Annotated in this window: 16 protein-coding genes and 1 riboswitch; of the genes, 4 read left to right on the top strand and 12 right to left on the bottom strand. The window is 58.8% G+C overall.

Going from position 1 to position 25,615, the window contains the following annotated elements; genetic code table 11:
- Positions 1-100: 100 nt before the first annotated feature.
- From FNY10_RS07655 to FNY10_RS07615, 9 genes are all read right to left on the bottom strand, one after another.
- Entirely contained in the window at positions 101-841 is a 741-nt protein-coding gene (locus FNY10_RS07655) for a glutamine amidotransferase (protein ID WP_160703379.1), read from the bottom strand.
- A 166-nt stretch (positions 842-1,007) separates the two neighbouring features.
- Positions 1,008-2,930, bottom strand: coding sequence for a penicillin-binding protein 2 (gene mrdA / locus FNY10_RS07650; RefSeq protein WP_202395388.1), 1,923 nt, complete (start codon positions 2,928-2,930; stop codon positions 1,008-1,010).
- Between the two features lie 222 nt (positions 2,931-3,152).
- Positions 3,153-4,952, bottom strand: a complete 1,800-nt coding sequence (atzF, locus tag FNY10_RS07645; RefSeq protein WP_131049081.1) for an allophanate hydrolase — start codon at positions 4,950-4,952, stop codon at positions 3,153-3,155.
- Positions 4,949-8,554, bottom strand: coding sequence for an urea carboxylase (gene uca, locus FNY10_RS07640; RefSeq protein WP_160703381.1), 3,606 nt, complete (start codon positions 8,552-8,554; stop codon positions 4,949-4,951). Before uca ends, atzF begins: the two co-directional genes overlap by 4 nt.
- A 168-nt stretch (positions 8,555-8,722) precedes the next feature.
- Positions 8,723-9,358 (bottom strand): urea amidolyase associated protein UAAP2, encoded by a 636-nt coding sequence (locus tag FNY10_RS07635; RefSeq protein ID WP_131049079.1) that lies wholly within the window; start codon positions 9,356-9,358, stop codon positions 8,723-8,725.
- A gap of 10 nt (positions 9,359-9,368) precedes the next feature.
- Positions 9,369-10,097, bottom strand: coding sequence for an urea amidolyase associated protein UAAP1 (locus FNY10_RS07630; RefSeq protein WP_131049078.1), 729 nt, complete (start codon positions 10,095-10,097; stop codon positions 9,369-9,371).
- A 4-nt stretch (positions 10,098-10,101) separates the two neighbouring features.
- Positions 10,102-10,884: an ABC transporter ATP-binding protein gene (locus FNY10_RS07625; RefSeq protein ID WP_131049077.1), complete on the bottom strand. Its 783-nt coding sequence runs from the start codon at positions 10,882-10,884 to the stop codon at positions 10,102-10,104.
- The gene (locus FNY10_RS07620) at positions 10,881-11,696 is read right to left on the bottom strand and encodes an ABC transporter permease (RefSeq protein ID WP_131049076.1); all 816 of its coding nucleotides are present in this window, start codon (positions 11,694-11,696) and stop codon (positions 10,881-10,883) included. The genes FNY10_RS07625 and FNY10_RS07620 overlap by 4 nt, the downstream gene beginning before the upstream one ends.
- Positions 11,697-11,720: 24 nt before the next feature.
- Complete coding sequence (locus FNY10_RS07615; RefSeq protein ID WP_100684237.1) at positions 11,721-12,779, bottom strand: putative urea ABC transporter substrate-binding protein; 1,059 nt, start codon at positions 12,777-12,779, stop codon at positions 11,721-11,723.
- Between the two features lie 55 nt (positions 12,780-12,834).
- Positions 12,835-12,933: riboswitch (guanidine-I (ykkC/yxkD leader) on the bottom strand.
- 566 nt (positions 12,934-13,499) lie between these two features.
- Here FNY10_RS07615 and katG point away from each other — a divergent pair.
- Positions 13,500-15,677: a catalase/peroxidase HPI gene (katG, locus tag FNY10_RS07610; protein ID WP_141964615.1), complete on the top strand. Its 2,178-nt coding sequence runs from the start codon at positions 13,500-13,502 to the stop codon at positions 15,675-15,677.
- Positions 15,678-15,728: 51 nt separating this feature from the next.
- Here katG and zapE read toward each other — a convergent pair whose 3' ends face one another.
- Positions 15,729-16,754, bottom strand: a complete 1,026-nt coding sequence (gene zapE / locus FNY10_RS07605; protein WP_160703383.1) for a cell division protein ZapE — start codon at positions 16,752-16,754, stop codon at positions 15,729-15,731.
- 427 nt (positions 16,755-17,181) lie between these two features.
- On the opposite strand from zapE, the gene FNY10_RS07600 reads away from it, so the two are divergent.
- The 3 genes from FNY10_RS07600 (at position 17,182) to FNY10_RS07590 (ending at position 21,911) form a co-directional block, all read left to right on the top strand.
- The gene (locus FNY10_RS07600; RefSeq protein WP_407081234.1) at positions 17,182-19,251 is read left to right on the top strand and encodes a TonB-dependent receptor; all 2,070 of its coding nucleotides are present in this window, start codon (positions 17,182-17,184) and stop codon (positions 19,249-19,251) included.
- A gap of 8 nt (positions 19,252-19,259) precedes the next feature.
- Complete coding sequence (locus FNY10_RS07595) at positions 19,260-20,282, top strand: ABC transporter substrate-binding protein (protein ID WP_131049072.1); 1,023 nt, start codon at positions 19,260-19,262, stop codon at positions 20,280-20,282.
- Between the two features lie 219 nt (positions 20,283-20,501).
- Positions 20,502-21,911: an MFS transporter gene (locus FNY10_RS07590; protein ID WP_141964618.1), complete on the top strand. Its 1,410-nt coding sequence runs from the start codon at positions 20,502-20,504 to the stop codon at positions 21,909-21,911.
- A gap of 135 nt (positions 21,912-22,046) precedes the next feature.
- Here FNY10_RS07590 and FNY10_RS07585 read toward each other — a convergent pair whose 3' ends face one another.
- Both FNY10_RS07585 and FNY10_RS07580 read right to left on the bottom strand, forming a co-directional pair.
- Positions 22,047-22,928 (bottom strand): LysR family transcriptional regulator, encoded by an 882-nt coding sequence (locus FNY10_RS07585; protein WP_131049071.1) that lies wholly within the window; start codon positions 22,926-22,928, stop codon positions 22,047-22,049.
- Between the two features lie 272 nt (positions 22,929-23,200).
- Positions 23,201-25,501 (bottom strand): FdhF/YdeP family oxidoreductase, encoded by a 2,301-nt coding sequence (locus FNY10_RS07580; RefSeq protein WP_100684246.1) that lies wholly within the window; start codon positions 25,499-25,501, stop codon positions 23,201-23,203.
- Positions 25,502-25,615: the final 114 nt, after the last annotated feature.

Genomic DNA, 25,615 nt, shown 5'->3' with positions numbered 1-25,615 from the left:
GATAACAGCCGATAACTCACCTTATCGGCTTTTTACGTCGGTTTGCCGCCTGAAATAAGTGACACTGTCACCTAAACATAGACGCGCGGTCAGCGGCGTATTACGGATGCGAGATATCCGGCTCCAGATAGTTGGCCACGAAGCGGGTTAATATTCCTGCGGCAACCGGACACGGCTCCACCTTATCCAGCAGTTGCTGCGGGTCGATCCCCTCTGTCCGCAGCACGTCGTCGCGATAGCGGATTAATGAACGCGCAATCTCAGGGGTAAATTCCGGATGGAACTGCGTTGACAACGCATGGTGGGCATAGCGCACTATCTGGTGGGGATCGTGCTCAGAAGCGCCCAGCACCGTCGCCTCCGGCGGCAGTCTGACGACCGTTTGCAGATGGCTGAGGTGCGCAGGGAAATGTGCCGGACGGTCGCTTAACAGCGGGTCCGTTCGTCCGGCGGCGGAAAGCGTAATCGCCTTGCATCCCGTTTCGCGCCCTGCCGGATGATACGCCACCTCGCCGCCCAGCGCGTCGGCCATCAGCTGATGACCATAGCAGATGCCAAATAACGGCATCTCCACCGCCATCGCTGAACGGATCCATGCCGCGGTTTTCTCGCTCCACGCCAGCCGATCGGTGACCATCGCCCATGAGCCGGTCAACACCGCCACGGTCTGACTATCCGGAGCCGGCAGCGCTTCCCCCGCATAGACACGCACGGTAGCTATCTGCCGCTGCCAGGGCGCAAGCAGCCGACCAAACCACAGTGGAAGATCGCCTTGTTCAGCCTCAATTTCCGCCGGCGGCGCCCCGGTCTGCACAATAAGAAGTTTGTTTCTCAACGCCATACCCCGTTACCCTTCGATGCTTTCCTCAGTTCTTTCACTATGGAGAAAAGCGGCTGTTTCGACAAATAACCAATCTCTATGAATGACCGCCGTGCGGGAATAAGCGCGGCGCCGGCAAGGTGAAGCCATGCCCGCGCCGGGCGATACTCTCCGCCACGACTCGCCACTACTGCGCGTCGGCGCTGTCTATCTGCGGAACGCCGGTTTCAGCCCCTTGCGCCACATCCGGGGCGTTGGCTGGATCAAAGATGTGGTCAAGAATAGCACGCGCCGTCGGCCCGGCGACAACGCCATCGCCGCCGCCGTTTTCCAGAATCAGCGCCATCGCCACCTTTGGATGCTGATACGGGGCAAACAAGGTATAGAAAATATGGTCGCGTAATCTGACCGGGATCATCTTCGCATTGTAGGTCTGATTCTCTTTCAGGCTGAAGACCTGCGAGGTACCGGATTTTGCGGCAATCTGATACGGCGCGGTATGGAACAGTTTATAACCGGTGCCGTTTGGCAAATTAGCCATACCGTACATCCCGTTGCGCACGATACCCCAGTACGGCGATTTCGGGTCGCCCACCTGCGGCGTATTATCCGGCGGCTGATAGCGTTCAACTTTATTGCCGCGCTTCATGGAATAGAGCAGATGAGGATTTTTTACCTTGCCGTTGTTGATAAGCGTCGTCAGGGCCTTGACCATCTGGACCGGTGTGGCGATCCAGTAGCCCTGGCCGATGCCGACCGAAATCGTATCCCCCTGATACCACGGTTTTTTGTGCACCTTCTGCTTCCACTCGCGGCTCGGCAACACTCCGGCATACTCTTCATTCAAATCAATCCCCGTCAACTGCCCGTAGCCAAACTTGCTCAGCCAGCTGTGAATGCGGTCAATGCCCATTTCAAAGGCCACCTGATAGAAGAAGGTGTCCGCCGACTCCTCAATCGCCTTGGTCACATTCAACATCCCGTGGCCGGTTTTCAGCCAGTCGCGGTAGCGGCGCTGGGTACCGGGCAGCGTCCAGGTCGGCGCGCCGAAAAAGGTGGTGGTGGGCGTAATCACGCCAGCGGAAAGCGCCGACAGCGCCATATAGGGTTTTACCGTCGATGCCGGCGGATAGAGCCCCTGGGTCACGCGGTTAATCAGCGGGCGGTCCGGATTATCAAGCAGAGAACGGTAGGCCTTATAGCCAATTCCCTTCACGAAGGGATTCGGGTCATAGCTAGGACTGGAGACCATCGCCAGCACGCCGCCATCGCGCGGATCAACCACCACCACCGCCGCCCGCTGCCCCTTCAGTACCCCTTCAATATACTGCTGTAAATGCAGATCCAGCGTCAGGTAGATATTCTTCCCGGCGACCGGCGGCACCTCTTTGAGCAGACGCACCACGCGCCCGTGGTTATCGACTTCCACCTCCTGATAACCGGTAATACCGTGCAGCTCTTTTTCGTAATAGCCTTCGATACCCTGCTTGCCGATATTATGGTCCGCGGCATAGTTCTCCGACTCGCCTTTTTTAGCCAGTCGTTGCAGATCGCTATCGTTGATTTTCGACACATAGCCGACCACGTGCGCCAGCTGGGCGCCATAGGGGTAGTCACGCTGCTGGTAATTCTCCACGGTGACGCCAGGAAAACGAAACTCGTTCACCGCAAACCGCGCCACTTCAACATCGCTCAGGGCCGACTTCAGCGTCACCTGCTTGTAACGACTGTTGTGATGCATATCGTCGCGGAAGCTGGCGATATCATCGGGGGTCAAATCGACGATCGGCGTCAACGCGTTCAGCAACGCGGTCATATCGGTAATTTTGCTCGGGATCACCTGCAGGCGGTACAGGGTGATGTTCTGTACCAGCGGGATACCGTTGCGATCGAAAATAAGCCCACGACTTGGCGCGATAGGCAGCATTTTAATGTCATTCTGATTCGATCGGGTCTGATAGAAATCGTGCTGCTCAACCTGTAAACGATAGAGGTTAAAAACCAGCACGCCAAAGCAGACCACCACCAGTAGAAACGCGATCGCGGCACGATGAATAAACAGCATCTCTTCCGCTGAGTGATCGCGAATTTCATCTCTCAATAGGGTCATTAGCGGCAATTCACTTGAGTTTGCATAAAAAGCGAAAAAAATAAAAAGCGGGGCAGAATAGCGTTATCGACGCGCCAGCCCTACAGAAAGGTTGCTAATGATTTAGCAGAAATGTTTCAGCATGTTAGATGCCCGACAGGCCATCGCAAAAACCAGGGGATGAAAATGGATGTGACGTTGTCGTAAATCGGCCTCTGCCCGGTTAAGACAGAGGCCCAGGGGTCAGCCGCGGGTCAGCCAGGCCCGCCAGCCTCCGTAGCCGGTAATGTCGGTGGCGCCCTGCAGACCATATCCTTCGCAGATAAAACCGCTCAGCCAGCGCCCGTCAGACAGTTCGACCTTGCCAAGTCCCAACGGGGCGGGAATAGCCGCCAGCAGCGAGCCCAGCTCGGACGAAGGCAGCTCCCAGACCTCCACGGCGATGGCCGTGCCGTCGTTTTCATCACGCACCATCCCCGGACGGCGCCCGTCGGCCAGCGCATACAGCCGATAATGCGGGGCGCTGTGCATGGCCGCCAGCAAATGCCCGCCCCGCTCCCGCAGCTGCCCGTTCAGTGCCAGGCCGTCAAGATGGGCACCGCAGACTACCAGCGCCATGCGATCGTGGCTGCCGGTGGCGGCAGGCAAAGATGCGGCCAGCAGGCTCCCGCCGACCAGCGGTAGTGGCTGTACGCGCTGGAAAGCATCGGCCACACCGAGAAGGTACTGGTCGGTGAAAACCCGGCCAAACAAGGTGACGCCGGAGGGCAATCCGTTTGCCAGAAAACCGACCGGCACATTCACCGCCGCATAATCCAGCAGGTTCATAAAGTTGGTGTAGTAGCCCAGATCGGCATTGCGCTGCACCGGCTCTGCCGCCAGTTCAGCCAGCGTCACCGGGCGCGGACAGGTTGGCGTCAGCACACAGTCCAGTGTCTCCAGCAACGCATCACACTGCGCCTTGTACTCTTGTAGTTGGTACATTGCCCGGAATGTGGCCACGGCATCGGTATCCGGCGCTTTCGCCAGAACGTCGCGAATCACCGGCAGCACCGCGTCAGGCTGCTGCGCAATCAACGGCCCCACCACCGCATAACGTTCTGCGACCCACGGGCCGTCGTACAGCAGGCGTGCGGCGGCGAGAAACGGCGTCATATCGAGATTGACCGGGACGCCGCCAAGATCCATCAAACGTGCTTTCGCCTGCATAAACAGTGACTCGCTCTGCGCACAACCAAGGAAGTTCAACGTCTGCGGCACGCCGAAGCGAAAACCCGGCGCCGGGGCGCCAAACGCCTGACGACCGTTCCACAGCGGGTTACGGCGACTGTAGACATCTCGCGGATCGGGCCTGGCGGTCAGGGCCAACAGCTGGCTGGCCTCGTCGGCCGTGGCGGTAAAAAACGTCGTACAGTCGAGGGTCCGACAGGCTGGCACTACTCCAGCGGTAGAGATAAGCCCCTTGCTGGCCTTCAGCCCCGTCAGGTTATTGAGCGAAGCCGGTACCCGCCCGCTGCCCGCGGTGTCAGTGCCGAGGGCGAAGCTGGCAACCCCGAGCGCCACCGCCAGCGCGGAACCGGCGCTGGATCCGCCGGAGGGATAGTCCGCGTGATAAGCGTTACGACAGCGGCCATAGGGCGAACGCGTCCCGTTCAGGCCGGTGGCAAACTGATCGAGATTGGTTTTGCCGACCGGGATGGCGCCAAGGGCGATCAACTGGGCCACGATAGTGGCATCCTCAGTCGCGGTGCGGGCGAAAGCCGGACAGGCAGCGGTGGTGGTAATTCCCGCAAGATCGATATTATCTTTGATGGCAAACGGCACGCCGTACAGTGGTAGCGACTCCGGTGCAACCGTATCCAGCGCCGCCAGCCAGGGCTCCTGCTCTTCCGCCGTCAGGATATGAATAAACAGCTGATATTCCGGATTCAACACCTGCGCCTTCTGGCGGAGTTCGGCCAGCAGCGTGCGCGGGGTCAATTCGTCGCGTCGGTAAGCCTCTGCGAGGGTCGCAAGGCGTAAATCAAAGGTTGGCTGACTCATACGTTCTCCTCCATGATCACCGCCACACGTTGCCCGGCGCGTACCGACGCCCCAGGCTGAAAATTCATCTGTTGCACCACGCCGTCGCACGGCGCCAGTAGCGGGATCTCCATTTTCATTGACTCCAGCACCACCAGAACGTCGCCAGCGCGAACATGACTCCCCACGGCGGCCTGCACCTGCCACAGGTTGCCGGAGATCGGACTCTCCACGCCCTGCTGCCCGCGCTGCAGAGGTGCTTCGTCATCCACTTCAGCCGCCACCTCCTGGCTATCGAAATGCGCCTGGCCGCTGGCTATCCAGCGCTCGCGTTCCTCATTGAAGGCCCGCTGCTGATGTTGGCGAAATGCGTCGATGCTTACGGCTTCCCGCTGCAGAAACTGTTGATACTCCGCCAGCCGCAGGGTGCTGTGCTCAATGCGCAGCGGATAGCGGCCAAGCGGAAAATCGCGGCGGATCTGCAGCAGTTCCTCGGCAGAAACCGGGTAAAAACGCAGCTGGTCGAAAACGCGCAGCAACCAGGGTTTACCGGCGAAGTCGGCAACCTCATGATAGCGATTCCACATCTGCAGCGTACGACCAACAAACTGGTAGCCCCCAGGTCCTTCCATACCGTAGACGCACAGATAGGCGCCGCCGATCCCCACCGAGTTTTCCGCCGTCCAGGTCCGTGCCGGATTGTATTTAGTGGTCACCAGACGATGACGCGGATCGAGCGGCGTCGCCACCGGCGCGCCGAGATAGACATCGCCCAGCCCCATCACCAGATAGCTGGCGTCAAACACCGTCTGCCATACCGCCTGTTCGTCCGGTAAGTCGTTAATCCGGCGGATAAATTCGAGGTTGCTCGGGCACCATGGCGCGTCACGCCGCACGGTGGTCATATATTTATCGATAGCGGTGCGACAGGCAGGGTCGTCCCACGACAGCGGCAGATGCACCACCCGGGTCGGTACCTGCAGATCGTCGCTGACGCACACCGCCGCCCACTCTGCGCTCACCCAGCTTAACAGCGCGTCAGGCGTCAGGGTTTCCGGCTGGAAATGAATTTGCAGAGAGCGAATACCCGGCGTCAGGTCAATCACCCCCGGTAGGGCCTGGCTCTCCAGCGCCTGCATCAGGGCATGAATGCGAAAGCGCAGCACCAGATCGAGCTCCGCCTCGCCCGCTTCCAGTAGCAGATGGGTATCACCGGAAAGACGGGCCACCAGACGCTTATCCGCCTCTCCGCAGCTCATCACCACTGGGGAAGTTAACCGCGCGGGTTGCCACGCCACGGGCATTGCCTCCAGCGTCGCCAGCTCCTCCCGGTAGCCTGCCGCCAGTCGACGGGCCGTGGACAGATCCACGGCGACAAACCGCACCTTGTCGCCGGCTTTCAGCTGCCCCAGTTGCCAGAGATCGGCCTCAATCACCGTCACAGGGCAGACGAAACCGCCGAGACTCGGGCCATCCGGGCCTAGAATAACCGGCATATCGCCAGTAAAATCGACCGCGCCGACGGCGTAAGGGTTATCGTGAATGTTTGACGGATGCAGCCCTGCGTCGCCACCGCTGTCGCGGGCCCACAGCGGTTTAGGGCCGATCAGCCGCACGCCGGTACGGCTGGAGTTAAAATGCACCTCCCAGTCGGTGGCAAAAAAGGTGTCGATGTAGTCTGCGGCAAAAAATTCCGGCGCACCGTGCGGACCGTAAATCACCCGCAGGGTACGCACCGTTGTCAGCGGTGGCACTAGCGCAACAGGTAGCGCGGCGCCGGTTTCCTCCTCGCCATCGGGCGCCAGATGCAGAACATCTCCGCTGCGCAGCGCACGTCCGCCATGGCCGCCAAACTGCCCAAGAGTAAAGGTGCTTTTGCTGCCAAGATATTCCGGCACCTGGATACCGCCGCGCAGACAGAGGTAGCTCCTGACTCCCGCCCCTTCGATGGCACCGATTTTCAGCGTCGCCCCGGCTGGGATACGGAATACGCGGTTCATCTCTTGCGCTCTACCGTCAACGGTGAGCGAAACGCAGGCACCGCTCACCACCGCCCGGGCTGCGCAATGAAACTTTAGCGTGGGTCCGCTGAGGGTGATTTCCAGCGCCGCCGCGCCCGGAAGGTTACCCAGCAGCCGGTTGCCGAGACGCAGCGCGCGATCGTCCATCGGTCCCGACGGCGGTACGCCCACAGCCCAGTAGCCCAGTCGTCCAGGATAATCCTGGACACTGGTCTGCGTCCCGGCACTGAGCACCTCGACGGTCGCGGTCCGATAGCTCAACTGTTCCAGGCAACGGGTCCAGGGCTCGCCCAGCGTAAAGGGATCAAAGGTCAGAATCTGCTGGAGATAGATGCGGTTGGTTTCCACACCATACAGGCGGGTGTTCGCCAGCGCCCGGTCCAGTTCGGCGATAGCCTCATCGCGGGTTGGCCGCCAGGCGATCATTTTGGCCAGCAGTGGATCAAAAAATGGCGGTACATCGCAGCCGGCCTCCACCCAACGATCGACACGGAGCGTCTCGCCATCCGCAGGCGGAAAAACCACCTCAGTCAGCAGCCCCGGAGATGGCTGAAACTGTCGACCCGGATCCTCGGCATAAATACGCGCCTGGATGGCGTGCCCCTGTGGTTTCAGGTCGGCCAGCAGCGTGGTGAGCGGCGGTAAATCACCGGCCGCCAACGCCACCATCCAATGAACCAGATCGACGCCCCACACCTGCTCGGTAACACCGTGTTCCACCTGGAGCCGGGTATTCACCTCGAGAAAATAGAAGCGCCGCGCGGCGCTGTCATAGACAAATTCGACTGTCCCGGCGCTGCGGTAGCTGACCGCTTTGCCCAGCGCGACTGCCGCCGCACACAAGGCCTCTACCGTTGCGACGGGTAAATTGGGCGCCGGCGTCTCTTCAATCACTTTCTGATTGCGACGCTGTATCGAGCAGTCGCGCACCCCAAGCGCGATGACTTCGCCCTGCCCGTCGCCAAATATCTGCACTTCCAGATGGCGCGCGCGCTCAATGTATTTCTCAACAAACACGCCCGCGTCGCTAAAGTTGTTCCGCCCCAGTCGCTGGACGACGTCAAAAGCATCCGCCAGCTCGCGGGCGTCGCGACAGACGCGCATCCCGATGCCGCCGCCCCCGGCGGTGCTTTTTAACATGACCGGATAGCCGATGGTGTCCGCCGCCCGGCATGCCTCGGCACTATCGGCCAGCAGACCGGTACCTTCCAGCAGCGGTACGCCCTGTGCTTTTGCCAGCGACCGGGCGGTGTGTTTCAGGCCAAACGTGCGCAGTTGCTCTGGCGTCGGGCCAACAAACGTCAGCCCGGCGGCTTCGCAGGCCTCGGCGAAGGCGGCGTTTTCCGCTAAAAAACCGTAGCCGGGGTGGATAGCCTCAGCTCCGCTGTATATGGCGGCGGCGATGATTTTTTCTGTCATCAGATAGGTTTGCGCCGCCGGACCGTCGCCGAGGCCGACAGCCTCATCGGCTTCACGAATATGCAGGCTGCTGAGATCCGCGGCGGAATAGACCGCCACGCCCTTCACCTGCATCGCGCGCAGGGTGCGCAGAATTCGACAGGCGATGGCACCGCGGTTAGCAATCAGTAAGGTTTTGAACATACAAGGGACTCACGTCGTGGCGGGTCGTCCCGCAAAAAAATTCGACGTCCCCGGGGTCGTCCCCGAGGCGCGCAGGCGTTCAGGGCTTGCGCGATGGTGTGCTTAACAGGCGGTCGGCACGAACGGCAAACAGACGCCAGGCCAGCAGACGCCAGCGCTGCCAGCGGGTCAGTTCCATACCAGCACCTCCGCCGGCGTCGGATTCCAGCCGTTGCAGGGGTTATTCAGCTGCGGGCAGTTGGAAATCAGCACGATAACGTTGCGCTCCGCGTGCAGCTCGACGTACTTCCCGGCGCCAGAAATCCCGTCTTCAAAGGTCAGGCCGCCAGCTTCCGTCACCGGAACGTTCATAAAGAAGTTGATATTGGCGGCGATATCGCGCTTATGCAGCCGGCCATCATGCAGGCAGGCACAGAGAAAATTATCCCGGCAGCTGTGCATGTAGCGCTTATCCAGCGCATAGCGCACGGTATTGCTCTCCTGCGCGCAGGCCCCGCCGAGGGTATCGTGCCGCCCGCAGGTATCAGCCACGATAGTCAACAGCGGATTCCCGAGGTTGGAGTACAGTACGCTGCCGGTTGTCAGGTAAGCATTGCCCTGGCGACGCAGCGTGCGCTGCGCATCGTAACGCTCGCGCGGGCTGTCAGCGCAATAAAACAAGGTGTCGATCGCCTGATTGCCTTCAAGGTCGTGCAGACGCAGGGTCTGCCCCGCTTTGATTTCAAACAACCAGGGTTCGCCCGCAGGAATCACGTGGCGATAGACGGCATCGGCGGGGTTACGGGTACTGGTTACAAGGCTCATCGCGGGCTCCTCAATGGGTAAACAGTTGGGTGTTGGTGAAGGCGCGCTGGTTTTCATCGCGGGTAAACAGCGATTCAATCGCCGCCTGTTCATCGTCGGCCTGATACCAGCTCAGTTGAACCGGGCGCGGAGCATATTCGGCCGACGGATCCATCGGGTGCGGCAGCGCGGTCAGGACCATCAGCACGTCCATCGGCGCGAACAGTTCGACGTAGCTACCTGGGGTGGAATGGCCCGCACAAAACTGAAAGCGTCCTTCGCCATCGACGGTGACTTTGCTGAAGAAGTTGACCACCATCAGCAGATCCTCGAGGCCGAGATCCCATTTGCCCATTTCGACCAGCAGATTATCGCTGCCGTTACGATGGAAGGCGTTGCGCAGCTCCTGGTAGCGGCCCGTGCCATATTTTTCCTCCGTCTCTTGCGCATTGAGTACGCCGCCGAACGGATCGTGCCAGCCGCAGCTATCGGCGATGATGCCCGCCAGCACTCGTCCCATATCGGAATAGAAGCAGTGTCCGGCACTTAGCCGCGCGGTATGCTGCCCTTTAAGGGTATCAGGCAGGTTCAGACGTTCGCTTTTCTCGTGCGGGTTGAGCATCATCATGCTGACGTTCGCTCCGCCGTCGATATCGCTCAGACGCAGGATCTGACCACGGCGCAGAACAAACGAGGTATGCCCCCCGCCCGGTAGAAGTTCTTCACGCAGACTCGGTGAGGTATGAAAAAGCGCTGTCATCGGACTATCTCCTTAAGGCGTAGACATTGTTATCGGTATTATCGGTACCGGTCATCTGCGACATCCGGGTCTCATTAAGCGGAATATCGTAGGTAATACGCGCGCCGTAGGCGTTAGGGGCCTGCGGGTCGTGGCGTACCTTATCGAAGACCAGCAGACGGGTGCCGAGGTTGAATCCTTCGGCCAGATCGTGGGTGACCATGAAAACCGTCATTCGCGTCTCGCCCCACAACTGGAGCAGCAGCGCGTGCATATCTTTACGGATACCGGGGTCGAGCGCACCGAAAGGCTCGTCGAGCAGCAGAACCCGCGGCTGCATCACAAAGGCCTGGGCGATCGCCAGCCGCTGCTGCATGCCGCCGGACAACTGCGCCGGATAGCGATCAAGGACGTGGGAGAGCCCGACTTTGTCCAGCATCTGCGCCGCCTGGTCGCGAGCAGCGCGTTTACCGGCGCCGAACAGGCGACCGAGGCACGGCGAAGACGGCAGCTCCAGACCGACGGTCACGTTATCCAACACGCTGAGGTGCGGAAAGACCGAATAACGTTGAAACACCACGCCACGACAGCGATCCGGCTCAGGAGCCAGCGGCTGACCGTCGAGCGTAATCGCGCCCCGGGTCGGTTGCTCCTGCCCCAGCAGCAGACGCAAAAAGGTGGATTTTCCGCAGCCGGAGGCTCCGACCAGCGAACAGAACTCCCCTTCTTTGACCTCTACGTTGATACGTTCCAGCACCACATGATCGCCATACTCCTGCCAGATATTGTTGATACGGATAAAACTCATGTCCGGCCTCCTTCAGCCCACGGGAAGCAGAATTTATGCAGTTGGCGCAGCCCCAGATCCATCAGCCAGGCCAGCAGGGTTATCCAGATGACGTAGGGGATGATGACGTCCATCGCCATATAGCGCCGTACGAGGAAGATGCGGTAGCCTAGTCCGGCGGTGGCGGAAATGGCCTCCGCCGAAATCAGAAACAGCCACGCCGATCCCAGCAATAAACGCAGCGAGGTAATCAGGCGAGAGAGCAACTGAGGCAGCACCACCCGCAGGACCACCGTCCAGCTGTTGGCGCCGAGGGTTTGGGCTTTGATAAACAGCTCCGCCGGGATTTCCCGCGCCCGCTGTTCAAGGTCACGTGCCAGCATCGGCGTGATGCCAATCACAATCAGCATCACCTTAGAGAGCTCATCGAGACCGAAGACGATAAACAGCACCGGCAGGATCGCCAGCGGCGGCACCATTGAGACCACGGTCATCAACGGCGACAGCGCCGCGCGATAAAGCGGAAACACCCCGGCAACGATCCCGATGCTCAGGCCAAGCAGCGCCGACACCGCCAGCCCGATGAGCAGGCGGGTCAGGCTGATCAGCGTATCGCCCCACAGCAGGTATTCGCCGCTGCGTTTATCCGGCGTAAACGCCATCCGTTCGACGGCCGCCGCCATCTGCGACAGGCCGGGCAACAGCTTGTCCTGCGGGTTAGCTTCAAGGCGAATAGCGGAGCCAATAAACCAGGCGGCGATCAGCAACACAAAGGGCAATAGCAATAGCATCAGCCGCATGCCCTGCTGTGGATGGCGGTTAATTTGGCGCATGGCGTTCACTCCCGTCATCGATGATTACAGCTGGCCAGCAGCGGCCATTTTCAGGTAGCTATCGTCGAAGCGCAGTCGGGTATTCGCGCTATCGCCGACGGTGACGTTACCGGGGAAGCGCATGCCAATAAAGTCGGCGCTTTGTGCCCCTTCACCCAACAGCCCTTTATCAAACGAAAACTGCGCCACCCGCTGCATAGTTTTTGCCAGCTCCGGGCTGGAGATGAACGTCAGGGTTTCGCCTGGGGTCCAGAACAGGTGGGTCGTTTTCAACTGCGCCTGGTAGCCCGCCAGATCGGTGCCGGAATCTGCCGCCATCGCGTTCAACACCTGGACGTCTCCGGCATGCATTTTGTCCATCATTTCAAACCAGGCTCCGGTCAGGGCTTTGCCCAGCGCGGGGTTATCTTTTAGGGTTTGCGTGTTGACCACCATCATGTCGATAAGCTCACCGGGAACCTGCGCCGAGCTAAAGACTTCGCTGGTCTGCGGCGTCTTTTTAATCGCCGACAGCTGCGGGTTCCACGCTACCGCAGCGCGGACGCTGCGGGTGCCAAAAGCGGAGACAATATCAGCATCGGAGGTATTCACCACTTTGACATCTTTCTCCTGCAGACCAGCCTTCTCCAGACCGCGAACCAGCAGATAGTGAGAAACCGACAGCTCAGGGAGATAGACCTGCATGCCTTTCAGATCGGCCAACGTTTTACCGGTACCTTTGAGTACTACGCCGTCATTGCCGTCGGAATAGCTGCCGGTAATGAGTGCGGTGGTATCGACGCCACCCGCTGCGGGGATCGTCAGCGCGTCCATGTTGGTCATGGTGCAGCCATCAAACTGGCCGGCGGTGTACTGATTGATTGACTCGATATAGTCGTTGAGCTGGACGATATTGATTTTGATGCCGTATTTCGCGGCCCATTTATCAATGATTTTTTCATTGCTGATGGCGCCCCAGGGCATCCAGCCGGCATAGATAGTCCAGCAGACGTTGAACTCTTTTTTTACGGCGGCAAAGGAAGGGAAACTGGCCAGTAGCGCCAGCGACAGCATGAAAGAGCGGATTACGCGGGATGTCTTCATTATGAACCTCTGGTTGGCACAAAACAGGAGCAGCGCGACACCTGACGGTGCTGCTGTCTCCCGGGCTTTTGTCCCGCCGTGTAACCTCGCAGAGGTCGCCAGCTCTCGGACCAGACATTCACCTGCGTGAACCGGAACCCTAGCCAGCTATTGGATCATCTTGATTGTCTGTTGCGCTGCCTTCTTGCTTGTCTTTGCAAAGTGCATGCCAGGAAATTATTATCTTTAATTCAGTAAGATAGCTGGATGCGGCGTGACATCACACCATAATGGGGAGTGGTTTTAGGGCAATGCGTAGATTTAGTGCAGGCAACCTGTGCGGCGGACAAGCCGCCGCAGGCAATAAAGCGAAAACTGGAGCCGGGCACATTTTGCAACCCACCGCCGGGTGACAGAAACGCAGGCGATCAACCGCGATAACCTTATTTATCGCGGTAACGACAGCGGCCAGTAAATGACCAGAATTCACCCGCTTAGCATTTTTTCAACCGCTGATTTTATCGTCAGACGCCTCGCGACAGTGTCCTATACTGATTAGCAAACGGCAGCCTACGTAAGCGGCTTTACGTATTTTGGTTTTAATCCACAAATATTTCATGGATTTCTTTATTGCCTGTTGTTAAAAGGATATAACTATTAATTCCGTAGATTCTTTCAAGTATCACTTATTGGTTGCAGTGTATATCGTAATGGCATTCACAAAAGCAAACGGAGCCTGATATGAGCACGTCTAACGATTCATCTAACAACGCATCCGCCGGGAAGTGCCCTTTTCACACAGGGAAGCCCACACAAAGTGCCGGTGGCGGCACCGCCAACCGCGACTGGTGGCCTAATCAACTTCGCGTGGACCTGCTGAACCAGCATTCCAACCGCTCAAATCCCCTCGGCGAAAACTTTAACTATCGTGAAGAGTTTAAAAAACTCGACTATGCCGCGCTGAAGGCAGATCTGAGATCGCTGCTGACCGATTCGCAAGAGTGGTGGCCGGCAGACTGGGGCAGCTATATCGGGCTGTTTATTCGTATGGCCTGGCATGGCGCGGGCACCTACCGTACCGTTGACGGTCGCGGCGGCGCAGGCCGCGGACAGCAGCGCTTTGCGCCGCTGAACTCCTGGCCGGATAACGTCAGCCTCGATAAAGCCCGCCGCCTGCTGTGGCCAATAAAACAAAAATACGGCCAGAAAATCTCCTGGGCCGACCTCTATATGCTGGCCGGTAACGTCGCGCTGGAAAATGCTGGTTTCCGGACCTTCGGTTTCGGCGCCGGTCGTGAAGATGTCTGGGAACCGGATCTGGACGTAGACTGGGGCCATGAGAAAGCCTGGCTCGAACATCGTCACCCGGAAAGCCTGGCGCAACAGCCGCTGGGCGCCACCGAAATGGGTCTGATCTACGTAAACCCTGAAGGCCCGAACGCCAGCGGCGACCCGCTCTCCGCTGCCGCAGCCATTCGCGCCACCTTCGGCAATATGGCAATGGACGATGAAGAGATCGTCGCGCTGATCGCCGGGGGGCATACCCTCGGTAAAACGCACGGCGCAGCGGTGACGACTCACGTCGGCGCAGAACCTGAAGCCGCTCCGATTGAAGCGCAGGGCCTCGGCTGGGCTAACAGCTTTGGCAGCGGCGCCGGTTCCGATGCCATCACCTCAGGTCTGGAAGTGGTCTGGACACAGACTCCGACCCAGTGGAGCAACTACTTCTTCGAGAACCTGTTCAAATACGAATGGGTCCAGACCCGCAGCCCGGCAGGCGCTATTCAGTTCGAAGCCAAAGACGCCCCGGACCTGATCCCCGATCCGTTCGATCCGGAGAAAAAACGCAAGCCGACCATGCTGGTTACCGACCTGACGCTGCGCTTCGACCCGGAATTCGGCAAAATTTCCCGTCGCTTCCTCAACGATCCGCAGGCCTTTAACGAAGCCTTTGCCCGCGCCTGGTTCAAACTGATCCACCGCGATATGGGGCCGAAATCCCGCTACCTCGGGCCGGAAGTGCCGAAAGAAGACCTGATCTGGCAGGATCCGTTACCCGCCGCCATCCACCACCCAACGTCGGCGGATATTGCCAGCCTGAAGACCGCCATCGCCGATGCCGGCCTGTCGGTCAGCGAGCTGGTGTCGGTGGCCTGGGCTTCTGCCTCCACCTTCCGCGGCGGTGACAAACGTGGCGGGGCTAACGGTGCTCGTCTGGCGCTGGAGCCGCAGAAATCATGGCCGGTGAACGCCGTTGCCGCGAAAGTACTGCCGACGCTGCAGGCCATTCAGAAAGCCTCGGGGAAAGCGTCGCTGGCCGATATCATCGTGCTGGCAGGCGTGGTGGGTGTCGAACAGGCCGCTGCGGCTGCCGGCGTGCGGGTCAGCGTACCATTCGCTCCGGGCCGGGTGGATGCCCGTCAGGATCAGACGGATATTGCCTCTTTCGAACTGCTGGAACCGCTGGCGGATGGTTTCCGTAACTATCGCCGTATCGAAGGTGGCGTCTCGACAGAAACGCTGCTGCTGGATAAAGCCCAGCAGCTGACGCTGACCGCGCCGGAAATGACGGTGCTGGTGGGCGGCCTGCGGGTACTGGGCGCCAACTATGACGGCAGCCAGCACGGGGTCTTTACCGACCGCGTCGGCGTACTGAGCAATGACTTCTTCGTCAACTTACTCAGCATGGCCACCGTCTGGAACGCCACCGACGAGCAGGGCGAACTGTTCGCAGGCCGCGATCGTCAGAGCGGTGAGAGCAAGTACACAGCAACCCGCGCCGACCTGGTCTTCGGTTCAAACTCAGTCCTGCGGGCGCTGGCGGAAGTTTACGCCAGCCAGGATGCGCAGGAGAAACTGGTTAAGGACTTTGTGGCGGCCTGGACCAAGGTGATGAACCTCGACCGTTACGATCTGTAATCTCCCTCCCCGGCTGGCGCTACGCCCGCCGGGGCTTTTCCCCTTCCCCTCTTATGTTTTCCCCAGCTGCAATAACCGGCTGTAGGTACGCTGAATATCTTCCTGTTCGACATCCGCCACCAGTTCGCTCAGTCCGCAGGCAGCCACCACGATCAGCTGACACTGCTTTTCATAGAGCACATCCACCAGATTAATAAAACGCTGCTGCGCCGCCGGGCCTGCCTGACGCAAAGGCGGAACCGCATCCAGCAGCCAGCGCTCATGCCGTTCACAGAGCGCCAGATAATCCATCACCGATGTTGCCGCCATGCACAGTTGGTTGAAGGTGAAATGCAGAAAATGCGCCGGCGCAGAGGCGGCGTGCAGCGTACGATAGCCCACCTGCAGCGGCTGCGCGCTGACGCAGGGATCCGGTAGTTCAAGTCGCTGGCGGGTTTGTGCAGAGGGCTGCACCAGAAACCTCCCGCGGCAGAATGGATTTTCCGCCGGCGCATGGCGCGCCCGGTAATCCTCTTCACCATTGAGCGCGGCTATCGTCATGTGCTGTTTGATAAGCGCAATCGACGGCACAAAACGTTCGTGATACAGCGGGTTAGCCAGTAATTGATCCGGGGGGTAGTTGGAGGTAACCAGCAGAATGATGCCGCGTTGGAACAGCAGCGTAAGCAGCGCTTTCACCAACATGGCGTCGCCCGGATCGTGCAGATGGAACTCATCAAAACACAGGAGTCGACAGCCGTCGGTCATCTGTGCCAGCATCTCAGGCAGGGTTAGCGCGGGCTGCGCGTTCAGCCGCTGGTGCAGTTCGCGAAAGAAATAGTGGAAATGCACCCGGCGCTTTTCCGCCAGCGGCAGGCTGGTAAAGAAATGATCGATAATAAAACTTTTGCCGCGCCCGGTACGCCCCCAGACGTACAGCCCTTTGGCGCCGGCGGCCTTGCCTGAGGTCAGTCCGCGCCCCAGCGTGTCCAGTTGATTAACCAGCGCCTGCTGATCTGCATCAAGGGCCAACGCCAGCTCCTGAGCCCGCTGCGCCATAAACGAAGTAAACCTGAATTCAGTCATTCCTTGCGTCATTTTCGCTCTTCGTGGTGTTACCGGCGCATCTGCCCCGGAAAAAGATGAGGAATCCTCATCGATTACACCTTCCCTGAACGACAATAACAAGCTTATCTGCAGCACAACGGTTTTATACCTCTCGCGGACCTGAAAAAAATCCATCGCTCTCTTCAGGGGCACATCAGCAGACTAAAACCTGCAAAAACAGATAAATAGCATTGTTTATTCAGTAGCAGGTTGACTGTGCCGACCTACAAAAACCAACGTTATATATTGACATATACAGCGATGTTTTTTATCTTTTTGTCATACAAATAAAAACCGTACCCTTCAGGCAGAGACGAGATTTTACCCGCCTCATTCCGCTTTCATTTGTCTGAACTCAAAATTAATGCGCTCATATAAACTCGTTTTATTTACCGGGATGATTCCCTGTTCTCTCATTATGCCGGCAATGCCCGTATATGCGGCAGAAACCCTGGTTGTCACCGCAGAACCGCTTACGCAATCCCTTGATGATGTTACGCCTGCCGCTGAACAGCAGGCTACGGTAGGCAACCTCGGCAAGCAGAAGTTGATTAACGTTCCGTGGTCCGTGCAGACGCTCTCCGACTCTCTGACCCGCCAGGTGCAGGCCAGCAGCGTCAAAGATATCTACCGTTATCTGCCCTCCGTCCAGGGCGACGGCGTTCGTCCGCAAACCCGCGGTATGCAGGGCAGCGTGGTCCAGAACAGCATGATTGATGGCCTGAACGTGGTGTCGACCACCGAGTACCCCGCTGAACAGTTTCAACGCATTGAGGTACTGAACGGTATGGCCGGCGCGTTATATGGCCCGGCGAACCCGGCAGGCATGTTTAACCTGGTCTCGAAACGGCCTACCGATGTGCCGCTGCGCAGGGTAACCGTTGGCGGTGGGACCGCCTCCGGCGCGAATGCCGCGTTGGACCTGAGCGGGCCGGTTGACGCGGCCGACAGAGTAAAATATCGCCTCAATCTGCGGGATCAGGACGGCAGCAGCTATACCCACGGTAGCCGTCAGCGCAACCAGTATGCGGGTCTGGCGCTCGACTTCCAGCTGACCGACCAGACGGTGCTGGAGAGCAATTTCAGCTACTACCACTTCTATCAAAAAGGTCTTCCCGGCACTTTTGCCCTCGCAAAAGGCACCCGTTTCCCGTCACCGCTGGATCCGACCAAAAGCCAATATGGGCAGTACTACGCCGGCAACGACAACACCACCACAACCGGAAGCCTGCATATTAAGCATGATTTTGACGGTAACTGGCTGCTGGACATTGGCGTACTGCGCCAGATTGCCGACCGCGAATCCACCGCCGTGACCAATACGCTCACCGACAATCGCGGCCATTACACCACCACAACCGCCAACTCTGCCGCCAGCCGTTTTACCATCAACAGCTATCTTGCCAATCTTACCGGCAGCGTCGAGACGGGCTGGCTGCAGCATGATCTGGCGGTCGGCATGCGCGGTTTCGTGTGGAAAAACGACAATCCACGCAAAGGCGGGACGCAAACGCTGGGACACGCCTCGCTGGCGGAAAATCCTGATTACGCCCGCCCTGCTTACCCGGACTTCACCGATCGCTATCATTCGGCCACCACCACGCAGCACGTTTTTTTACTGAGCGATACGCTGACTTTCACCCCGCAGTGGAGCCTGCTGCTCTCGGGTAGCGAAAACCTGTTCACCGTCGACAATTACAACAAAAGCGGAAATCGCAGCAGCAATCATGATGACCGGGGTTCCAGCGGCTCAGCCAGTCTGATGTATAAACCGGTGGAGAATGTAACGCTCTACACGACCTGGGCAAACAGCATGCAACAGGGCGACACGGCGCCGGCCGGAGCCAGTAATGCCGGAGATGTTCTCGACCCTTATCGTAGCCATCAGCTGGAAGTCGGCGCGAAATATGCCCCGCACCGCGACCTGCTCTTAACCGCGGCGCTATTCCAGGCCGAACGTCCGTTCGCCTACACCAACGATAGCGGCGATTTTGCCGAAGACGGTACGCAAAAAAACCGCGGGCTGGAGCTGATGGCCGACGGACACGTCACCTCTAACCTGCGACTGTTCGGCGGCGCTACCTGGCTCGACCCGCGTCTGCATAATACCTCGAGCGCGGATGCCGATGATAAGCAGGTTGTCGGCCTGCCGCGCTTCACCGCCAACCTGCTGGCCATTTACAGCATCGACCCGGTTCCTGGACTCGACGTCAACGGCAATATTCACTACGTCGGGCGCCGGGCGACGGATAATGCCAATGACAGCTGGGTCGCCAGCTATACCACCGTGGATATCGGCAGCAACTACCGCACCCGACTGTTTGGCACCGACACCACCTTCAGGTTAGCAATTACTAACATTACTAATCGCCACTACTGGACCAACATCGTGCCCGGCGCGCTGACAGGCTATACCGGCGCAGGTTACGCCAGCGCTCAGCCCGGCGCACCGCGCGAAGCGACGGCGTCAGTACAGTTTGATTTCTGAGGAACAACATGAAAAAGATAGCCGCTGGTCTGCTTTCGCTGCTACTCGCTTTCCCGGTGCTGGCCGACCGTCAGGTGACGGACGATGCCGGGCACCCGGTGATATTGCCCGATCGGGTGACTCAGGTGGCAGAGGGGTGGTTCGCGCACCACTCGCTGCTGATGACGCTCGGCGTCGGCGACCGTATCGTCGCCACGGTTAACCGTCCGGATAGCCGCCCGTGGATGTTTCATATCGCTCCCCGGCTCAATCAGGTGCTGATAAGTCGCGGCCCCCACTTCACCAGCGAAGCGCTGCTGACGCGCGATGCTCAGGTGGTCTTTGTGGCGCAGGGCAATGGCGATGCGGACGCCTATCGCCAGGCGGGATTAGCCGTGATGGAAATGCACTTTACCGACTACCCGTCGCTGGCCCACGCCGTAGAGACCACTGCAGCGGTCTTCGATACGCCCCAGGTTCGGGCCAGGGCCCAGGCGTACAACCGGTATCTGCAACAGGTTATCGCCGTTACCGCTCAGCGCAACCGGGGTCTGACGGACGGCGAGCGGCCGCGGGTGCTGCATATCCAGTCGCTGAAGCCTCTTAAGGTTGACGGCAGCCATACGCTAATCGATACCTGGATTCACCTGGCCGGTGGGCGAAACGCCGCGGCGGAAATCTCCGGCAATATGCAGGAAATTTCCCCGGAGAAAGTGCTCGCCTGGCAGCCAGATATCATCATCCTCGGCGCCGGGTGCGGCGATTTACAGCACTCGGCTTATGGCAAGCTGTTCGCGCCGCTACGGGCGGTAAAAAACGGCAAGGTCTGGCAGAATCCGGCAGGCGTGTTCCCGTGGGATCGCTACGGCACGGAAAGTGCGCTGCAGATCCAATGGGCGGCGAAACGGTTGCAACCACAGCGTTTTAACGATCTGGATATGATCGCCATCACCCGCGATTTTTATCAGCGCTTTTTCGATTATTCGCTGACCGGGTCGGAAGCAGAGCGGATATTACAGGCGCTGCCGCCGCAGGTAAAAGTGGGCCAGTAAGCAGCGGCTCAGCGCATCATGCTGGCCGCCGGTGTCATGGTCATTTACTTCAAATCTGTCGGCCACCCTGCGAAGAAACCAGCGTATCCAGTAGACATTTTGCATATCGGCGAGATTTTTTGCTGTGGAAGTCCCATGGGAAGAGGAATTAAAAATTTAAAACCATTAACAATCTAATAACATTAGCAGGCAAACATTTTATCTGAGGAAAATAATAATATGTCTACCACCCAGGTTCTGGGGGATGCGCCTTTTGCACCCGCAGAACACCCCCACTCCAGCTTAACCCGCCGCATTGATGCCCTGCCTGCCTCTGTCGGCCTGTGGTCGTTTATTACTCTGCTGGCGCTGGGCGGCTTCTTTGAGCTCTACGATCTTTTTCAGACCGGGTATATCAGTACCGGACTGCTGGCAGAACATATTTTTCATACCGACCAACAGGGCATTTTTGGCATCTCCGATCAGGCCTCATTTGCCTCGGCCACCTTCTTCGGATTATTTATCGGCGCCAGTCTGCTGGCGCCGCTGGCGGACAAGCTGGGCCGCCGATTGACCTTTATGTTTGCGCTGGCCTGGTACGGCGCGTTTTCACTGCTGATGGCTTTCCAGAACAGCGCCGAAGGGGTCATCTTGTGCCGCTTCCTGGTTGGTATTGGGCTGGGAATTGAACTGGTGACCATCGACACCTACCTGAGCGAATGGGTCCCGACCCATCTGCGCAACAAAGCGTTTGCCTTTGCCTTTTTTATCCAGTTTCTCTCGGTTCCCGCCGTCGCGCTGATGTCATGGATGCTGGTCCCGACGACGCTGTTCGGCCTGACCGGCTGGCGCTGGGTGATCATCTTTGGCGCACTGTGTTCGCTGATCATTTGGGTCATCCGCAAAAAATTGCCGGAGTCGGCCCGCTGGCTGGAGGTGAAAGGTCGCCATGCGGATGCGCACGCGGTGATGTGTCAGATGGAGCGGCGCTGTGGCGTCACGCCTTCGCCGCAGCATATCCCGGACACCCGGGAAGCGCAGCGCAAAAGTGGAACCTTTAAAGAGATCTGGGCGCCGGAATACCGTAGACGAACCCTCATGTTGATGGTGATGAATTTCTTTCAGGCGATCGGCTTTTTTGGCTTCGGCAACTGGCTGCCGGCGCTGCTTTCCGGCCAGGGGGCGAGCATTACCCACAGCCTGCTGTACGCCTTTTTTATCACTCTCGCCTACCCGCTGGGCTGCTTGTTCTGCACCCGCTTTGTCCACCGGTTTGAGAATAAGTGGCAGATCGTTCTTTCCGCGCTGATGACGGTGGTGTTCGGTACCCTGTTTGCGCTGCAGAATAACCCGGTGATGCTGGTTGTCTGCGGGTTTATGATTACCTGGTCCAACGCCTGGCTGACCATCAGCTATCATGCCTACCAGGCGGAAATCTTCCCGACGCGGATTCGCGCCAGAGCCGTGGGCTTTTGCTACTCGTTCAGCCGCCTGTCAACGGCGCTCACCAGCCTTCTGATCGGCCTGATTTTACAATACTCCGGCACCCCGGGGGTGATTAGCTTCATCGTGGCCAGCATGCTGATGGTGATGCTCTCGGTGGGTATTTACGGCCCGAAAACCCGCGGTATCGAGCTGGAAAATATCTGACTGTCCGCTGCGCCGCCGGGTGATTATCGGCGGCGCAGTCGGCTCATGGCGGGCAATCGTCAGCGCACTAAGCCGTAGTCTGCCAAATGAATATGCCATTGAGCCCCAGGGACGGCCTCCCATCCCCAGGCCATATTAATTAAAAATGACCTGCGCATCGGCAAAACATTTTTCCGCCAGCGACGAGACCGGCTGCTGGCTGCGCATGATCAGCGCCAGCTTTGAATCCACTTCGGTGTCGGCGATGGGCATAATCTCCAGATTATCGCTTAACGCCTCCAGACCATTGTTGAGCGGCATAATGGCGCAGCAAATTCCCGCCTGTACCGCCTGGATAATCTGGAAGGTAGAATCGCTCTCAAAAACATATTTCGGCGTTAACCCTTTGCTCTTAAAACTCATCTCAATGGATTCACGGTAATACATCCCTTTGCTGAGAAAACCCAGCGGTAATGCGGCCAGCGTTTCCCAGTCCGGCGCGCCTTCGGCAAACTGAAAATGGCGTTTATCATGCAGCAGCCCCATTCGCGTTGCGGGCAGCCATTTGACGTTGAAAAGCAGGCTATCGACGTGCTGGAGGTAGCAGATGCCCAGATCGAGCTGATTACGGCTGACGCCATCGATTATCTGTTCCGAGGTGAGAGACAGCAGGCTGAACTGCAGCTCCGGATACTTCCCGGCCAGCGGTTTAATCAGCTGCATCGGATTAAGGCTCGCCAGCGGCACCATGCCGACCCGCAGTTGCCCCACCATCTGGCCGCGACAAATCGCCGCTTCCGCCTCCAGCCCGTCATGGGCCGCCAGCAGCGCCCGCGCCCAGGCCAGAATACGCTCGCCTTCCGCGGTAAACCCCTCAAACCGCTGGCCGCGCTGAATCAGAACCAGATTGAGTTCCTCTTCCAGATTGCGAATGCGCATCGAAAGCGTCGGCTGCGTGATATGGCACAGCGCCGCGGCCTGGCCAAAATGACGCGTTTGATCGAGTGCGATCAGGTATTTGAGCTGTTTAATATCCATGGTTAATCCAGTGCGTGATACGCGAACGCCGGCGCGATGCAGACTCCCCTCGCCCGGTCAAAAATATGTTATTTAAATGTTACGTTCAGCATCCGCCAAATACAAGCCGCTCAGGCGCTTGCGAAAGCGGCGATTTATCGCGGCCAGGTGCAGAGCCGTCCGGGGGGTACAGGGGCTACGGGGTTGCGTCGGCCCTGGCATCAAGCTGATGCTGGCGCCAGAATAGCGAGAGTTCGCTGCCGACTCTGCGGTCGGCAGCGGTCGCGGATAGATTAGCCCAGGCCAGGGACCGGCAGTATCTCTTTCGAGCGCAGGGTCAGACGAATCGGCACGGATTTATAAGAAGGTGTGCCGCTCTCTTCATCAAGATAGTCCAGCGGAACCAGGACGTTGGCTTCCGGATAATAGGCGGCAACGGTGCCTGGCGCGATGTTGTAGGCTACCAGCGTAATATCCTGCAATCGTAGGTCGCTGCCCGGCAACGCGGTGGTGATATCCACCCGGTCACCGTGCTCGAATCCCTGACTGGCCATATCCTGCTCGTTCATAAACAGCACGTCGCGGCGGCCAAAAATACCGCGATAGCGGTCATCCATGGCGTAGATGGTGGTGTTGTACTGATCGTGACTACGCAGCGTGACCAGCCGCAGCACCTCCTCGCCGGCAACATGAACGTTCTCATGTACACCGCGGAATACCGAGAACATGGCTTTACCGCCTGGCGTTGGCCAGATGCGCTCGGTTGGCGGCAGCGGCATGCGAAAACCGCCCGGGTGACGAATGCGCTCGTTGTAGTTGTCAAAGCCGGGAATGGTGCGCTCAATCAGATCGCGGATTCGGTCGTAATTCGCCACCAGGGAGAGCCAGTCGACCTTGGTGTTCGCCAGGGTCGCCATCGCCATTCCGGCGACAATCGCCGGTTCTGAACGCAGCAGCGGCGAGGCCGGCTTTAGTTTTCCCGACGAGGCGTGCACCATCGACATGGAATCTTCCACGGTAATTGACTGACGCCCGGTCTCTTGCATATCCAGCTCGGTGCGGCCCAGACACGGCAGAATGAACGTCTCTTTCGCCACCAGCAGATGCGAACGGTTCAGTTTCGTCCCGACGTGCACGCTGAGATCCAGCCCGCGCATGGCCGGAAACGCACGTTCGTGGTCGGGCATCGCCACCGCAAAGTTACCGCCAAGACACAGCAGAACCTTCGATTTGCCCTCGATCATCGCCTGCAGCGCTTTCACCGCGTCATGACCATGTTCCTGCGGCGGTACGAAACCAAACACCTCTTCCAGCTTCGCCAGGAAGGCGGCGCCCGGCTTTTCGGTAATTCCCACGGTGCGGTTGCCCTGAACATTGGAGTGTCCGCGCAGCGGACAGATCCCGGCGCCGGGTTTGCCGATATTCCCGCGCATCAGCAGCAGGTCGGCGATCAGCCGCACATTTGACGTGCCCTTATTATGCTGGGTGATCCCCATACCATAGGTCACGATCGTGGCGTTCGATTTGGCGTAAGCGTCGGCAACCCGCTGCAGGTCAGCGCGGGTGAGGCCCGATTCACGTTCGATATCTTGCCAGGCGGTCTTCAGTAAGTCATCGGCAAACGCCGGGAAATTCTGCGTATGCTCGGAGATAAAGGCGCGATCGAGAACGTTACCCTGCTCTTCTTCCATCTGCAGCAACGCTTTGGCAATGCCTTTCAGCGCCGCGGCATCGCCCCCCGCCTTCACCTGAAAATAGGTTGAGGCGATATTTGTCGAGCCCAGGGTCGCCATCTCGATAACATTCTGCGGGTCGGCGAAACGCTCCAGAGCACGCTCTTTCAAAGGGTTAAACACGATAATCGGTACGCCGCGACGAGCCAGTTCGTGCAGCGTCCCCATCATACGCGGGTGGTTGGTTCCCGGATTATGACCGATGGAAATCACCAGCTCGGTTTTGTCAAAATCATCCAGCGACACGGTTCCCTTTCCGATGCCGATCGACTGCGGCAGCCCGACACTGGTCGATTCATGGCACATATTCGAACAGTCCGGGAAGTTGTTGGTACCCAGTTCACGGGCAAACAGCTGGAACAGCCAGGCCGCTTCGTTGGAGGCGCGACCGGAAGTATAGAACTCGACGGCGTCCGGCTGCATGCCGCTGACCACCTCGCCGATACGCGCAAAGGCGCTTTCCCAACTGGTCGGGCGCAGCGTGTCGCTGGCGCGATCGTAGACCAGCGGATGGGTTAAGCGCCCGTAACCTTCGAGTTCAAAATCGCTTTTAGCCAGTAGCGAGGTAACCGTATTCGCCGCCAGAAATTCCGCCGTGACGCGCTTGCTGGTCGCTTCCCAGGTCACCGCTTTGGCGCCATTTTCGCAAAACTGGAAGGTGGACTTGTGTTCTTTATCCGGCCATGCGCAGCCGGGGCAATCAAAGCCGTCAGGCTGGTTGGTGCGCAGCAGAGTGGCGGGCGCCTCCAGAGCATCCATTTGTGTGCGCACGGCGATGGCCGTTGCTTTCAACGCGCCCCAGCCGCCAGCCGGGCCATCATAAGGATGCACGCCAGGTACTGAGCGTCTTTTCATATTCATATCTACTCCAGAATGCGCCGTCGATAAGCGAGAACAACGTGCAAATCGCCCTGAAGGAGCAATCCGCAACGTGAAAACAGTTCGTCCGCCGGAGAACACCGCGGCGGACGTTTT

Source organism: Klebsiella sp. Lac1 (assembly GCF_009825425.1).
GTDB classification, from domain to species: Bacteria; Pseudomonadota; Gammaproteobacteria; order Enterobacterales; family Enterobacteriaceae; genus Klebsiella; species Klebsiella electrica.
This window is presented reverse-complemented; position numbering and strand designations above follow the sequence as displayed.

Coding starts and splice junctions, on each gene's coding strand:
- uca (WP_160703381.1), bottom strand. CDS start 8,554: ATGTTCAAAACCTTACTGATTGCTAACCGCGGTGCCATCGCCTGTCGA.
- zapE (WP_160703383.1), bottom strand. CDS start 16,754: ATGACGCAAGGAATGACTGAATTCAGGTTTACTTCGTTTATGGCGCAG.
- FNY10_RS07625 (WP_131049077.1), bottom strand. CDS start 10,884: ATGAGTTTTATCCGTATCAACAATATCTGGCAGGAGTATGGCGATCAT.
- FNY10_RS07590 (WP_141964618.1), top strand. CDS start 20,502: ATGTCTACCACCCAGGTTCTGGGGGATGCGCCTTTTGCACCCGCAGAA.
- FNY10_RS07580 (WP_100684246.1), bottom strand. CDS start 25,501: ATGAATATGAAAAGACGCTCAGTACCTGGCGTGCATCCTTATGATGGC.
- FNY10_RS07595 (WP_131049072.1), top strand. CDS start 19,260: ATGAAAAAGATAGCCGCTGGTCTGCTTTCGCTGCTACTCGCTTTCCCG.
- FNY10_RS07655 (WP_160703379.1), bottom strand. CDS start 841: ATGGCGTTGAGAAACAAACTTCTTATTGTGCAGACCGGGGCGCCGCCG.
- FNY10_RS07585 (WP_131049071.1), bottom strand. CDS start 22,928: ATGGATATTAAACAGCTCAAATACCTGATCGCACTCGATCAAACGCGT.
- atzF (WP_131049081.1), bottom strand. CDS start 4,952: ATGAGTCAGCCAACCTTTGATTTACGCCTTGCGACCCTCGCAGAGGCT.
- FNY10_RS07615 (WP_100684237.1), bottom strand. CDS start 12,779: ATGAAGACATCCCGCGTAATCCGCTCTTTCATGCTGTCGCTGGCGCTA.
- FNY10_RS07620 (WP_131049076.1), bottom strand. CDS start 11,696: ATGCGCCAAATTAACCGCCATCCACAGCAGGGCATGCGGCTGATGCTA.
- FNY10_RS07600 (WP_407081234.1), top strand. CDS start 17,182: ATGCCGGCAATGCCCGTATATGCGGCAGAAACCCTGGTTGTCACCGCA.
- mrdA (WP_202395388.1), bottom strand. CDS start 2,930: ATGACCCTATTGAGAGATGAAATTCGCGATCACTCAGCGGAAGAGATG.
- katG (WP_141964615.1), top strand. CDS start 13,500: ATGAGCACGTCTAACGATTCATCTAACAACGCATCCGCCGGGAAGTGC.
- FNY10_RS07630 (WP_131049078.1), bottom strand. CDS start 10,097: ATGACAGCGCTTTTTCATACCTCACCGAGTCTGCGTGAAGAACTTCTA.
- FNY10_RS07635 (WP_131049079.1), bottom strand. CDS start 9,358: ATGAGCCTTGTAACCAGTACCCGTAACCCCGCCGATGCCGTCTATCGC.